Here is a 12,891-nt window from a genome sequence, read left to right as displayed (position 1 = left end):
TTGTGAACTTTGGGTTTAAACCTTAAACCCTAACTTTAAACCATTTTTTAATGTCGAGTATCATACAATTACTTCCTGATCACGTTGCTAATCAAATTGCCGCTGGCGAAGTCGTACAGCGTCCGGCGTCGGTTGTCAAGGAATTACTCGAAAATGCCGTCGATGCTGGAGCTACCGATATTAAATTGATACTAAAAGACGCGGGAAAATCGCTGGTTCAAGTGATTGATAACGGCAAGGGAATGAGTGTGACTGATGCGCGATTGTGTTTTGAACGTCACGCCACTTCCAAAATTCGTCAGGCCGAAGATTTGTTCTCTTTGCACACCAAAGGATTTCGTGGCGAAGCGTTGGCGTCGATTGCTGCAATTGCTCATGTCGAAATGAAAACCAAGCAAGACCAAGAGGAATTAGGAACTCATATCGTAATCGAAGGCAGTAAATTTGTATCGCAAGAAGTAGCGGTTTTGCCAAAGGGAACTTCGTTTGGGGTCAAAAATTTATTTTTTAATATTCCGGCTCGTCGTAATTTCCTGAAATCGGATACCGTGGAATACCGCCATATTGTGGATGAATTTCAAAGGTTGTCCTTGGCACATCCCAAAATATATTTTACCTTTTTTCATAACGGAAGCGAAATGTTCAATTTGCCTCCTTCCAGTTTGAGGCAGCGTATTGTGGCTGTTTTTTCGGGTAAAACCAATGAAAAATTAGTACCGGTGACCGAAGAAACTGAAATTGTAAATATTCAAGGTTTTGTTTGTAAACCCGAATTTGCAAAAAAAAATCGGGGAGAACAGTTTTTCTTTGTCAATGATCGATTTATAAAAAGTGGGTATCTGCACCACGCCGTTATGGCTGCTTATGATGGTTTGCTCAAAGATGGTGCCCAACCCAGTTATTTCATTTACCTGCAAGTGCCACCCCATACGATTGATATAAATATTCATCCCACGAAAACGGAAATCAAATTTGATGATGAGTCGGCTTTGTATGCCATTTTACGGGCATCTATAAAACACAGTTTGGGGCAGTTTAATGTGGCGCCCGTATTGGATTTTGAGCGTGATGCCAATTTAGACACACCTTATCATTATAAAGACCTAGAGGGAGCTACTCCAACCATTCAAGTGGATCGAAGTTTCAATCCTTTTGCGGAAGATTCCAAACCCAATAAGCATTTTACCAATTCCAATTCTAGTTTTAGAAAGGCAGAGCCAAGTGCAAACTGGGAAAGTTTGTATGTAGGCCTTAAGCAAGATTCCGAGGAAATAGACACCACGATATTTGAAAATGAAGCGGTAACTTCTTCCTTATTCAACACGGATGAGGTGGAGCAAAAAGTCAATAAAACTTACCAAATTCATAAAAAATATATTGTAAATCCGATAAAATCAGGAATGATCATTGTCGATCAGCAGCGGGCACATCAACGGATTTTATACGAACAATTTTTGACCAATATCACGGTTCATCTAGCGTCGAGCCAGCAATTGTTATTTCCGTTGCATTTGTATTTTTCCATAGATGAAATGCAGTTGATAGCCGAGTTGAAACCTTCGTTGACCAATACTGGTTTTGTTTTCGAAGAAACCTATGAAGATAGTGTAGTCATTTCGGGATTGCCTGTCAATGTTTCCGAGAGTGAAGCTTCGATAGTTTTAGAACAGCTTTTGAGTGATTTACAAAACGGAATTCCCGAAAGCAGTTTCAGTCAAAACGATACGATTGCCAAATCGATGGCTCGAAGTTTAGCTGTAAAAACAGGTACCTATATGACCGAAAAAGAACAAGAAAACTTGGTCAACGGTCTTTTTGCCTGCAAAGACCCTAATGTTTCTCCCTTTCAAAAACCTACTTTCATCACCATCCGTGTGGAAGATTTAGACAAAAAATTTGCCTTATGATGAACATCACACCGGTTGTAAAACAACTATTGATTATTAATATTTTATTCTTTATTGGTTCCTATTTTGTACCAGTAGCCTATGATTTTTTTGCGCTGTATTACCCTGAAAGCGATAGTTTTAAGGGATGGCAATTCATAACTCATATGTTCATGCACGCGCCATTTCCGAATATTGCACATATTTTATTCAATATGTTTGCGCTTTATTCTTTTGGAAGTGCTTTAGAACATTTTTGGGGTGGAAAAAAATTCTTGTTTTTCTACATTTCTTGTGGGCTAGGCGCTGCTTTGTTGCATACAGGAGTCAATTATTATGAAATACATTCCTTGTTATCCGATGTGTCCAATTTGAAATTAACTTCTTCTGAAATTCATCTTTTATTGAATGCTGATTATAGCTCCTTATTTGATGCCAAAGGCCAAATGATGGCGGGCGAAATACAAAGTATTTTAGAGCGAGTGAATTGTAGCCAACAACAGTTCAATACTATTGTTCAGGCTTCGATGATTACCAAAGGCACTGTTGTAGGTGCTTCAGGAGCTATTTATGGATTATTGGCGGCCTTCGCTTTTATGTTTCCCAATGCTGAATTGGCTTTGATGTTTATTCCAGTTCCCATTAAAGCCAAATATTTTGTACCCGGAATTTTGGCGATCGATTTGTTTTTAGGATTCAAAGGAAGTTCCATTTTTGGGGCAGGAAGTACCGGAATTGCCCATTTTGCACACGTTGGTGGAGCCATAACAGGTTTCCTGATGATGTGGTTTTGGAAGAAAAATCAATTTAATGGAAATCGTTGGAATTAAACCTCCACACGAGCGATAGTGAGCTGGCGAAGCAAACCCTCGAAGCGGGAATTAGTAATAAACTTTATATTTAAATGGCTAGTATAATAGATGACTTAAAAATGCAGTACAAATTCGGTGGATTGGCCCAAAGGCTGATCTATTGGAACGTAGCCTGTTTTTTGGTATCCTTGTTTTTTTATGATTTTGCTGTGGGAGCTTTTAGGTTCCCAAATTGGATTGCACTCAGTTCTGACCCCTTGGTTTTTATCACCAATCCTTGGACTTTGCTGAGCTATGCTTTTTTTCACGATGGATTTGGGCATATTTTTTTCAACATGATTATTTTGAACTTTTCCTGTACCTTATTTCTAACTTTTTTCACTCAAAAACAATTGCTTGGATTGTATGTTTTGAGCGCCATATTTGCTGGAATGGCTTTTGTAGCAGGATATTATTTTTTGAATTTAAGTGCTTCTATAGTTGGTGCTTCGGCGGCGATTATGGCTGTTTTGGTGGCCACTACCACTTACAGTCCTCTAATGAATGTACGGTTGCTACTCATTGGTAATGTCAAACTTTGGCACATCACCTTGGTCATTGTCGTTATTGACCTGATGCAAATCCGGATTGAAAATACAGGCGGACATATAGCGCATTTGGCTGGGGCATTTTTCGGTTTTCTTTATATTAAATTTCTTGAAAACGGAACCGATTGGAGTAAAATTGTTTCGAACGTATCCGATTTTTTTGTTAATTTGTTTACTAAATCATCATCAACGCCTCTCAAAACGGTGCATAAAAATTATAAAAAACCGGAAACAAAGTCAACATCAAGAATAGTTGTCAAGGATAAAACCCAGCAGCAAATCGATGAGATTTTGGATAAAATAAGCCGCTCGGGTTATGATTGTTTGTCACAAGAGGAAAAAGAATTTTTGTTTAAAGCAGGGAAATAAAAGGTTTGTAGTTTGGAGTTTGTAGTTTGGAGTTGTTCGAAACCGCAAACTAAAAACCATAAACCATAAACAACAAACATAAAATGAAAAACCTTTCTTGGTTTAATAAAGTGATGTTTATTTTGAATATAGTACTAACTGTATCCACATTTGTTGCTTACGTTTTACCTTTTTTAGCACCTACATTATTCCCCATACTTTCCGTTTTTACACTGTTTATGCCCTTGTTTTTTATATTGAATGGGCTATTTTTTTTCTATTGGGGAGTTCAATTCAAAAAGCGAATGATTTTGTCCGGTTTGGTGCTTTTGATGGGCATTACTTTTATTAATAAATTCTATAAGTTTTCTGCTAAAGAGTATCCCGAAAACGAAAAAGATTTTACTGTGATGAGTTATAATGTTCGCTTGTTTAATGTGTTCAAATGGCTGAGCAGAGATGACGTACCCGATAATATTTTGACCTTTATCAATGAAAAAAATCCTGACATTTTGTGTATTCAGGAATATTCAAATTCTGCCGATATCGATTTGAAAGTGTACCGTCATAAGTACATCCTGATGGAAGGCAATCAGATTAAGACTGCTCAGGCTATTTTTTCTAAATTTCCGATCATCGACCAAGGAAATATCGTTTTTCCCAATTCGAATAATAATGTGGTTTATGCGGATATCAAAAAAGGGAAGGATATTATTAGAGTCTATAATATGCATTTGCAATCGATAAAAATTTCGCCGGATGTCTCGGAAATCGATGAGAATATTGAGACCATCAATCAGGGAAAATCGCAGAAATTGTTTTATAGAATTAGCAAGGCTTTCAAAAAGCAACAGCAGCAGGCGGAGATTATCAAAGAGCACAAAAAAGATTGTCCTTATCCTATCATTATCTGTGGGGATATGAATAATAGCGCGTTTTCGTACGTGTATCGAAATATTAAGGGTTCCTTGAATGATACTTTCGAAGAGGCGGGAGTTGGTTTTGGAGCAACCTATAAATTCCGGTATTATCCAGCTCGAATAGACTACATTTTTGCCGATGATAAAATGAAAGTCAGAAGATTTGAAAGTTTTCCAGATTTCGAAAATTCAGATCATTACCCGATTATGGCAAAACTTTCGATGGAGTAGAGGAATTCCAACTTCATTAAATTGACTTTTTTAACCACATAGATTACATTTTTTTGACATAGCTTTTTAGATTTTAAAAAAGAAAGCTTCGCTTTTGGATAGAAAGGCATAGCTATGAGTACAATGAAATTTCTATGTCTGCCTTTTAAAGTTAAGATAAAATTAGAACTATGTGGTTTAAAAAAAAGATGATGCTTTTAAATAAACTTCTGGCTTTTCAGATAATCCAGAGCATATTTCCCTTCGTTGAACAACAAATCCAAAACGCTTAAGTTGCTTAAGAATCCGTGTTTGTCATCAAAAACTTGGGTGTAACTTTCGAATTGGGATTTATCTTTTTTTCCATCAGCCAAAAACCTAAAATCTTGAATAGAATTTGAATCTACTTCGTGGAAATATTCTGTTGTAGTCTCGAAATTCAATTTCAATCTGAGGCATTTTGAGACAAATTCCATCGTTTCAAAATTCAAATCCATCAAGAATTGGTGTTTTTTTTCGAAAATTGGGAAAAGTTCATCTTCAAAAAACTCAAAGAAAGGCGAAGTTCTATAAGCAGCTTCTAGTGATTTGAAATGCTGTTTTTGCCAATTGAAATCATTTTCGATCCTGATTTCTTTTGTTTTTTGGTGCGCTTCTTTCGAATGTTTTACAGGAATATTCAGCAACTGAATGCCATTAGGGCTATAAATATACGTTCTATTTCGGTTGGTTTGTTTTTGGAAATTATCCTCCATTTCAAACACAATTGTATCACATTGAGCCATCGCAACATAATGGCTAATCGAGGGGAAATAGGAGGGGTGTATAAGAATGTTCATTTATTAATTGTTTAAGGTTTAAAGTTTAAGGTTTATGCGATATTTAACCTTAAACTTTAAACGCTTTTAAACTTTTGAATTTTTTGCTTTTCTCTTTTTCCAAAAATAGTCACCTATAAAAAAGACTGCCAAAAGTATCAAGAAAATTTGGAAATACGATTGTGGTTGTCCATCACCGCCGACAGTAGTAAATAGGCGTTCCCAACGAATTTTGCCCAATCCTTTGCCATTGGTATCCCAACTCATCCAAATAAAAACGGGTTTCCCTACGATATGGTCTTCGGGAACAAAACCCCAGTAGCGGCTGTCTTCTGAACGATGGCGATTGTCTCCCATCATCCAATAGTAGTTTTGTTTGAAGGTGTACGATTTGGCAATTTCACCGTTTATTTTTATGGCTTGACCATTGTTTTCCAGTGTATTGCCTTCGTAACTTTCGATAATTCTTTTGTAAAGAGGAATGTTTTGTTGCGTCAATTGAACTGTTTTCCCTGCTTCAGGAATTGTGATTGGACCATAATTGTCCACAGTCCAATTGGTATTGTGCGGAAAAATACTGGGATCTACTACAGTTTTTTTAGCAATATGTCGTATTACAGAATCGATTGCCGTGTTTTTGCGCAATTCCGCTGCCGCTTTTAAGGTAAGATTGACATCGTTTTTGGCATCGTACACTTCTTGAGCATAAATTCCTGTTTTTTGGATGACACTCAGTGGAATTCCATTAAAACCAGTCATCACCGTAAAGGATTTGTCTTGGTTTTGTGATGCGTTTAAAACGTAAGGTTGCACGGCGGCAATTTGCTCCTCACTATTTGGTTTTAAGATATAAACTCTATTAAATTCGGTTGATCCAGAAGCGACCAACAGCTCATTCGAAACCCCTTTTGCCGAATACACAGTATGTTCGTATTGTGATTTGGCTCTTTCAGGCAGCACTAAAGGTTTACCGTCGATATAGACCATTCCCTCTTTAATTTCCAGAACATCACCCGGAGTTCCTTGGCATCTTTTTACATAATTCGATTTTTTATCAATAGGTTTAAGAACCGCTTTTCTGCCTGATCTATCAAAAAATTGGTACACTGTATCGGCAGGCCAATTGAAAACTACAATATCATTTTTTTCAATTTTCTGAAACGAAGGCAATCTCAAATAGGGTAGTTGTGGCCAACTCAAATACGACTTCTTTTTCGTCAACGGGATAGAGTCATGAACCATGGGCAGAGCCACTGAGGTCATCGGAACTCTCGCGCCATAATTCATTTTGCTTACAAATAAAAAATCACCTATCAATAACGATTTTTCTAAGGATGAGGTGGGAATAGTGTAAGGTTGAATGAAATAAGTGTGTACAAAAGTGGCAACGATTATCGCAAAAAGTAAGGAACTCACTGTGTCTGCAGCTTTGTTTTCAGGATTTAATTTTCTGTCAGCAATGTAATGTAAGGGTTGAGTATAATTGATATAATAAAGGTAAAAACCACAAGTAACTACGCCTAAAAAAGTATCTAATGAAGATCGTTTTCCGAAGCTTCTTAGGGTTTCGACCCAAATAACCGGAAACATAATCAGATTGATAATTGGAATGAAAAGTAATAGTGTCCACCAACTGGGACGACCAATTATTTTCATTAAAACGATAGCGTTATATACTGGAACAGCGGCTTCCCAACGTTTTCTGCCTGCTGCTTCATACAATTTCCAAGTGCCTAAAAAGTGAATTAGTTGTACCAGTAAGAAAAATACAAACCATTGATATGCTGTCATAATATTTTAGATTTCAGATTAACGATTTCAGATTTTGTATCTGTATGAATAGGTTTTAATTTTGGAATTTGGAATTTTTTATTTGGAATTTAATTCTAGTACATCTTTCATTGTAAATACGCCTTGCTTTCCTACAATCCATTCGGCGGCAATCACTGCGCCAAGTGCAAAACCATCGCGATTGTGTGCTGTGTGCTTAATTTCGATGGAATCGATACCTGAATGGTACGATACGGTATGTGTTCCGGGAACATCGCCCGTTCTGACAGCTTCAATATGAACCTGATTTTCTTTCGCCTCGTCCAAGGTCCAATTGGTGTAATTGCTGTTTTCGATTACGCCTTTGGCTAGAGAAATTGCGGTTCCGCTTGGTGCATCGAGTTTTTGGGTATGATGAATTTCCTCCATTTCGACTTTATACGAATCGAATTTGGACATCATTTTTGCTAGATATTCATTGAGCTCAAAGAAAAGATTGACCCCCAAGCTGAAGTTAGAACTGGAAATAAAAGCCCCATTTTTTTCTGTGCAAAGAGCGAGCATTTCATTGTATCGGTCTAACCAACCTGTCGTGCCAGAAATAACAGGAACGTGGTTATAAAAACAGTTTGAAATATTTTCTACAGCAACCGCTGGAATACTAAAATCGATAGCCACATCGGCATTCGAAAGTCCTTCGTAGGTGTTGAATTCGTCCTTTTTCAAAACAATCTCGTGACCTCTTTCTAAGGCAATTCTTTCGATGGTTTTACCCATTTTCCCGTATCCTAAAAGTGCTATTTTCATTTATTGTACTATTTGTTTTTCAATTCTCGATCTAGGAATTAAAAATTATAATTAAAAGTTAGTCCAAAATTGGCTCGATATGTTACATCATTAATATAAACATCCGGTTTGACCGATAAGTTTTCATTGACATTAAATTGAATTAAAGCCGCGTCAACATTGGCATCCACAATATTTAATACATAAAATCCAACCACAAATAAAGCTGAAAAATCTTTGTTTCGTTGGTAAAATTTTTGTGCAGAAATTAACTGTTCGTCATTGTAATAGCTGAATTCATCGTCTGTATAACCCTCTAATCTCCGTTTGTAGGCATCCCTGTATTGATGGTATTTTTGGCTGCTATCAATATAATAGTACAAACTGACGCCAATTGCTCCATACACAATGGGGATTTTCCAGTATTTTTTATTGTAAGCTTGACCTAAACCCGGAAGAATAGCCGAATAAAAAGCTGCTTTTGCGGGTGTTAAAGGGTCGATGTCCTTTGATTTCAGAGTGTCTTTTGCTATCAAAACTTCCTCTGTTTTCTTTTGAGAAAAAACGGAGCAATTTCCAAATGCAAAAAGGAATAGCACTATGAAATACAATTTATGCACTAGCCTTTTATTAGTTTAATAATTCTGTTGAAATCCTCTTCAGAATGAAACGGAATACTGATTTTTCCTTTGCCATTTCCAGCGATTTTCACCTCTACTTTGGTTCCGAAATAGGTATTGAACGTATTTTTCTCCGCATCGGCAATTTCAAAACCAGCTGATTTTGGTTTTCCTGCTGGCTTGGGCTTCAAGCTTTCCTGGTAATTTTTGACCAAGGCTTCTGTTTCGCGAACTGATAAATTCTGGCTCACGATTTTTTGGTAAATATCGGTTTGAATATCTTGATTTTCGATATTGATAATGGCTCGTCCGTGTCCCATACTGATAAAACCATCTCGGATTCCGGTTTGGATAACGGGATCTAATTTTAATAGTCTAAGATAATTGGCAATAGTCGAACGTTTTTTTCCTACGCGTTCGCTCATTTGCTCTTGTGTGAGTTGAATTTCGTCAATCAATCTTTGGTAGGAAAGTGCAATTTCTATGGGGTCTAAATCGTGGCGTTGAATGTTTTCAACCAGAGCCATAATCAAGGATTCGTTGTCGTTTGCAATACGAATATAGGCAGGAATGGTGGTCAATCCAACCAAGGTCGAAGCACGTAAACGGCGTTCTCCCGAAATCAATTGGTATTTATTGAAGTCTAATTTTCGGACAGTAATAGGTTGAATAACTCCTAATTCCTTGATAGAAGTGGCCAATTCTCGAAGGGAATCTTCGTTGAAATTACTTCGGGGTTGAAACGGATTGATTTCTATCGCCTCAATTTCAAGCTCAATAATATTACCCACCACTTTATCGGCGTTTTTATCGTTTACTGATTTGATATCGTTTTCAGGATCTTTCAATAAAGCCGATAATCCTCTTCCTAAAGCTTGTTTTTTTAGTGCTTGTGCCATAAAAATTAGTTGCTATTTTTCTTTATAATTTCTTGAGCCAGTTGTAAATAATTATTGGCACCTTTACTTGTAGCGTCATAGTTTATAATGCTTTCGCCAAAACTTGGTGCTTCACTCAATTTGACATTTCGCTGGATTATTGTTTCAAAAACCATATCGTTAAAATGTTTCTGAACCTCTTCTACAACTTGGTTGGACAACCGCAATCTCGAGTCAAACATAGTCAACAGCAGTCCTTCGATATCCAAATTTGGATTGTGGATTTTTTGAATACTTTTGATGGTATTTAATAATTTTCCTAATCCTTCGAGTGCAAAATATTCGCATTGAATGGGGATAATCACAGAATCGGCAGCTGTTAATGCGTTCAAAGTAAGCAATCCCAATGATGGAGCGCAATCGATAATAATATAATCGTACTCGCCTTTGATGCTTTCCAACGAATTTTTGAGCATATACTCGCGTTCGGGTTTGTCAACGAGTTCAATTTCGATAGCCACAAGGTCAATATGAGCCGGAATCACATCGACATTGGGAGCAGTGCATTTCAACACAGCCTCCATCGGACTATTGCTGTGTTCGATAATTTGATAGGTTCCAATTTCAACCGTATTAACATCAATTCCAAGACCTGAACTCGCATTTGCCTGAGGATCAGCATCAATCAATAACACTTTTTTTTCTAAAACACCCAGTGATGCTGCCAGATTTACTGAAGTTGTCGTCTTTCCAACACCGCCTTTTTGATTCGCTATCGCTATGATTTTGCCCATTTATTTTTCTAAATTTTGAACGGTAAAAATACAATTAATTATGGTTTCTGAAAATCTATTTTGTTAACAAATGTTAAGGGTTGATTAGCAGTGGTTTTTTGAAGAATCTCGCTATATTTACAACAACAGGCTTTTATTTATTGGTAAAAAAATAAGGGAAATCTAAATATGCAATCCCGTGTTGAAAATGAATAGATTTAGCAATACATTTACCACTAGAAATTTTAATTGCAATCGAAAACTATACAATGACTTTTGCCATCATCACCCATGTTCCTCATATATTGGAGCAAAATCGATATTATGCTTACGCTCCCTATGTACGTGAAATGAATATTTGGACCAAATACGTCGAAAATGTAGTTCTTATTGCCCCCATATCCAAGGCTAAAAAATCACCAATTGATTTGAATTATGACCATCAAAATATTGATTTTGTTGCTATTGAAAGTTTCGATGTTTTAAGTATTTTGGGTATTTTCAAAACGATTTTCAAAATTCCACAAATCTGTTGGAACCTATATTCTGCGATGCAAAAAGCAGATCACATTCATTTGCGATGTCCCGGAAATATCGGTTTGTTGGGGTGTTTGGTTCAGATTTTATTTCCAAAGAAACCCAAAACAGCCAAATATGCTGGAAATTGGGACCCCAATTCGAAACAGCCGTTGTCGTATCGATTGCAAAAGTGGATTTTGAGCAACAGTTTTTTGACTCGGAATATGCAGGTTTTGGTTTATGGCGAATGGGAGGGAAGTGCAAAGAATATCAAACCATTTTTTACAGCAACTTATCACGAACTGGACAAATCGCCAATTATTCCGCGGGATTTACAAGCACAAATTCGTTTTATTTTTGTGGGAACAGTGGTTGCCGGAAAAAATCCTTGGTACGCCATTCAATTAGTAGAAACCTTATATAAAAAAGGATATGATGTCGTTCTAGATGTATATGGTGATGGAATAGAGAGAAGTAAATTGGAAGACTATATTGATCAAAATGCACTAGAAAACTTCATTTCTTTGAAAGGAAATCAGCATCAGGAAACGGTAAAAAAGCAGTATCAAACGAGCCATTTTGTGATTTTGCCCTCGGAAAGTGAAGGTTGGCCAAAAGCCATTGCCGAAGGGATGTTTTGGGGTTGTGTTCCACTAGCTACCAAGGTTTCCTGCGTTCCCTTTATGCTGGATTATGGAGGTCGAGGCATTTTGCTGGAAACTGATTTGGAGCACGATGTACATCAATTAGAAACTCTTTTAAGTAATGAAATTCTTTACAAAAGAATGAGCCAAAACGCTAGTGATTGGTCTCGAAACTATACTTTGGATGTATTCGAAAAGGAGATCAAAAAAATGCTAGTATCATGAGAATTATCCAAATCATAGATTCGCTTGAAGCGGGCGGTGCAGAACGAATGGCGGTGAATTATGCCAATGCTCTTGCCCATAAAATTGATTTTTCGGGACTAGTTGCTACGCGAAAAGAAGGCGCGTTAATCAATCAACTTGATAGTGATGTTTCCTATCTTTTTTTGAATAAGAAAAGCGCATTTGACTTGAAATCTTTAGGTCAATTGCGACAATTTGTAAAAAAAAATAAGGTCGAAATAATTCATGCGCACAGCACTTCATTTTTTACCGCCTTTTTGTTGAAGCTTAGTTGTCCTAAAACAAAATTGATTTGGCACGATCATTATGGCGACAGCGAATTTTTGGCTAAAAGATCCTCTTTTGGGTTGCAGCTAGTGCTTCCATTTTTTAATGGAATAATTGCGGTAAACCAGCAACTTAAAAATTGGGCAGAACAGCAACTGCATTTTAAAAATGTTATTTATTTGCCTAATTTCCCTGCCGCAGACAATAGAATCGCAGCAAAAACCATTTTGGATGGGATGCCAGGGAAACGCATTGTATGTTTGGCCAATTTGCGAGTTCAGAAAGATCATTTTTTATTGCTTGAAGTGGCAAAAAAAATGCAAAAATCCCATCCTGATTGGACATTTCATTTGGTTGGAAAAGATTTTGAAGATGATTATTCTAAAAAAATCCGTGCTAAGATTTTGGACTATAATCTACAGAAAACAGTCTATTGTTATGGATCTAGAAATGATATTTCGGCTATTCTTGAACAATCCGAAATCGGCATATTAACATCACAATCCGAAGGTTTGCCTGTTGCTTTGTTGGAATATGGTTGGCATTCAAAACCAGTTGTTGTGACAAGTGTAGGTGAAATTCCATTAGTGATTCAAAATGGAATTAACGGATTTTTGGTTGAAACAGGTTCGGTAGAATTGTTTTTTGATGCATTGGTCAAATTAATGGAAAAGGAGTCTTTGAGGGCCGATTTAGGGAAAGCTCTTCAACAAACAATAGTAAGTACGTATTCTGAAAAGGCCGTTTTGCTTGAATATTCTAATTGGATAGCAAAAATGATGAAATGAATACAGCGTATCTAGTTTG

At 36.8% G+C, this 12,891-nt stretch carries 12 protein-coding genes; 6 read left to right on the top strand and 6 right to left on the bottom strand.

All coding sequences use genetic code 11. From position 1 onward, the window contains the following. Nucleotides 1–50: 50 nt before the first annotated feature. From mutL to E1750_RS06105, 4 genes are all read left to right on the top strand, one after another. Nucleotides 51–1,907 carry a DNA mismatch repair endonuclease MutL gene (mutL, locus tag E1750_RS06120; RefSeq protein WP_133275927.1) on the top strand — a complete coding sequence of 619 codons (1,857 nt, stop codon included), beginning with the start codon at nucleotides 51–53 and terminating at the stop codon, nucleotides 1,905–1,907. Beyond that, complete coding sequence (locus tag E1750_RS06115; protein ID WP_133275926.1) at nucleotides 1,904–2,716, top strand: rhomboid family intramembrane serine protease; 813 nt, start codon at nucleotides 1,904–1,906, stop codon at nucleotides 2,714–2,716. The genes mutL and E1750_RS06115 overlap by 4 nt, the downstream gene beginning before the upstream one ends. A 101-nt stretch (nucleotides 2,717–2,817) precedes the next feature. Next, a complete protein-coding gene (locus E1750_RS06110; protein ID WP_133275925.1) occupies nucleotides 2,818–3,654 on the top strand; it encodes a rhomboid family intramembrane serine protease in 837 nt (278 codons plus the stop codon). 83 nt (nucleotides 3,655–3,737) lie between these two features. Further along, complete coding sequence (locus E1750_RS06105) at nucleotides 3,738–4,784, top strand: endonuclease/exonuclease/phosphatase family protein (protein ID WP_133275924.1); 1,047 nt, start codon at nucleotides 3,738–3,740, stop codon at nucleotides 4,782–4,784. 197 nt (nucleotides 4,785–4,981) lie between these two features. On the opposite strand, the gene E1750_RS06100 is transcribed toward E1750_RS06105, so the two are convergent. The 6 genes from E1750_RS06100 to E1750_RS06075 all read right to left on the bottom strand — a co-directional run bounded on the left by E1750_RS06100 (nucleotide 4,982) and on the right by E1750_RS06075 (nucleotide 10,429). Then, on the bottom strand, nucleotides 4,982–5,602 hold the full coding sequence (locus tag E1750_RS06100) for a WbqC family protein (protein WP_133275923.1): 621 nt from the start codon (nucleotides 5,600–5,602) through the stop codon (nucleotides 4,982–4,984). Between the two features lie 66 nt (nucleotides 5,603–5,668). After that, nucleotides 5,669–7,372, bottom strand: a complete 1,704-nt coding sequence (lepB, locus tag E1750_RS06095) for a signal peptidase I (protein WP_133275922.1) — start codon at nucleotides 7,370–7,372, stop codon at nucleotides 5,669–5,671. A 78-nt stretch (nucleotides 7,373–7,450) separates the two neighbouring features. Further along, entirely contained in the window at nucleotides 7,451–8,158 is a 708-nt protein-coding gene (dapB, locus tag E1750_RS06090) for a 4-hydroxy-tetrahydrodipicolinate reductase (RefSeq protein ID WP_133275921.1), read from the bottom strand. Between the two features lie 38 nt (nucleotides 8,159–8,196). After that, complete coding sequence (locus E1750_RS06085; RefSeq protein WP_133275920.1) at nucleotides 8,197–8,757, bottom strand: DUF5683 domain-containing protein; 561 nt, start codon at nucleotides 8,755–8,757, stop codon at nucleotides 8,197–8,199. Continuing rightward, the gene (locus E1750_RS06080) at nucleotides 8,757–9,656 is read right to left on the bottom strand and encodes a ParB/RepB/Spo0J family partition protein (RefSeq protein ID WP_133275919.1); all 900 of its coding nucleotides are present in this window, start codon (nucleotides 9,654–9,656) and stop codon (nucleotides 8,757–8,759) included. Before E1750_RS06080 ends, E1750_RS06085 begins: the two co-directional genes overlap by 1 nt. A 5-nt stretch (nucleotides 9,657–9,661) precedes the next feature. Continuing rightward, complete coding sequence (locus E1750_RS06075) at nucleotides 9,662–10,429, bottom strand: ParA family protein (RefSeq protein ID WP_133275918.1); 768 nt, start codon at nucleotides 10,427–10,429, stop codon at nucleotides 9,662–9,664. 248 nt (nucleotides 10,430–10,677) lie between these two features. Here E1750_RS06075 and E1750_RS06070 point away from each other — a divergent pair, with 248 nt between their 5' ends. Continuing rightward, nucleotides 10,678–11,796 carry a glycosyltransferase family 4 protein gene (locus E1750_RS06070; RefSeq protein ID WP_133275917.1) on the top strand — a complete coding sequence of 373 codons (1,119 nt, stop codon included), beginning with the start codon at nucleotides 10,678–10,680 and terminating at the stop codon, nucleotides 11,794–11,796. Then, nucleotides 11,793–12,872, top strand: a complete 1,080-nt coding sequence (locus tag E1750_RS06065) for a glycosyltransferase family 4 protein (RefSeq protein ID WP_133275916.1) — start codon at nucleotides 11,793–11,795, stop codon at nucleotides 12,870–12,872. Before E1750_RS06070 ends, E1750_RS06065 begins: the two co-directional genes overlap by 4 nt. Nucleotides 12,873–12,891: the final 19 nt, after the last annotated feature.

Origin of the sequence: Flavobacterium nackdongense (assembly GCF_004355225.1) — a bacterium.
GTDB classification, from domain to species: Bacteria; Bacteroidota; Bacteroidia; order Flavobacteriales; family Flavobacteriaceae; genus Flavobacterium; species Flavobacterium nackdongense.
This window is presented reverse-complemented; position numbering and strand designations above follow the sequence as displayed.

Excerpts from the sequence above, each read along its gene's own strand:
- mutL (WP_133275927.1), top strand. The coding sequence starts at position 51 with ATGTCGAGTATCATACAATTACTTCCTGATCACGTTGCTAATCAAATT.
- E1750_RS06070 (WP_133275917.1), top strand. The coding sequence starts at position 10,678 with ATGACTTTTGCCATCATCACCCATGTTCCTCATATATTGGAGCAAAAT.
- E1750_RS06075 (WP_133275918.1), bottom strand. The coding sequence starts at position 10,429 with ATGGGCAAAATCATAGCGATAGCGAATCAAAAAGGCGGTGTTGGAAAG.
- lepB (WP_133275922.1), bottom strand. The coding sequence starts at position 7,372 with ATGACAGCATATCAATGGTTTGTATTTTTCTTACTGGTACAACTAATT.
- E1750_RS06100 (WP_133275923.1), bottom strand. The coding sequence starts at position 5,602 with ATGAACATTCTTATACACCCCTCCTATTTCCCCTCGATTAGCCATTAT.
- E1750_RS06110 (WP_133275925.1), top strand. The coding sequence starts at position 2,818 with ATGCAGTACAAATTCGGTGGATTGGCCCAAAGGCTGATCTATTGGAAC.
- E1750_RS06080 (WP_133275919.1), bottom strand. The coding sequence starts at position 9,656 with ATGGCACAAGCACTAAAAAAACAAGCTTTAGGAAGAGGATTATCGGCT.
- E1750_RS06065 (WP_133275916.1), top strand. The coding sequence starts at position 11,793 with ATGAGAATTATCCAAATCATAGATTCGCTTGAAGCGGGCGGTGCAGAA.
- E1750_RS06105 (WP_133275924.1), top strand. The coding sequence starts at position 3,738 with ATGAAAAACCTTTCTTGGTTTAATAAAGTGATGTTTATTTTGAATATA.
- E1750_RS06115 (WP_133275926.1), top strand. The coding sequence starts at position 1,904 with ATGATGAACATCACACCGGTTGTAAAACAACTATTGATTATTAATATT.
- dapB (WP_133275921.1), bottom strand. The coding sequence starts at position 8,158 with ATGAAAATAGCACTTTTAGGATACGGGAAAATGGGTAAAACCATCGAA.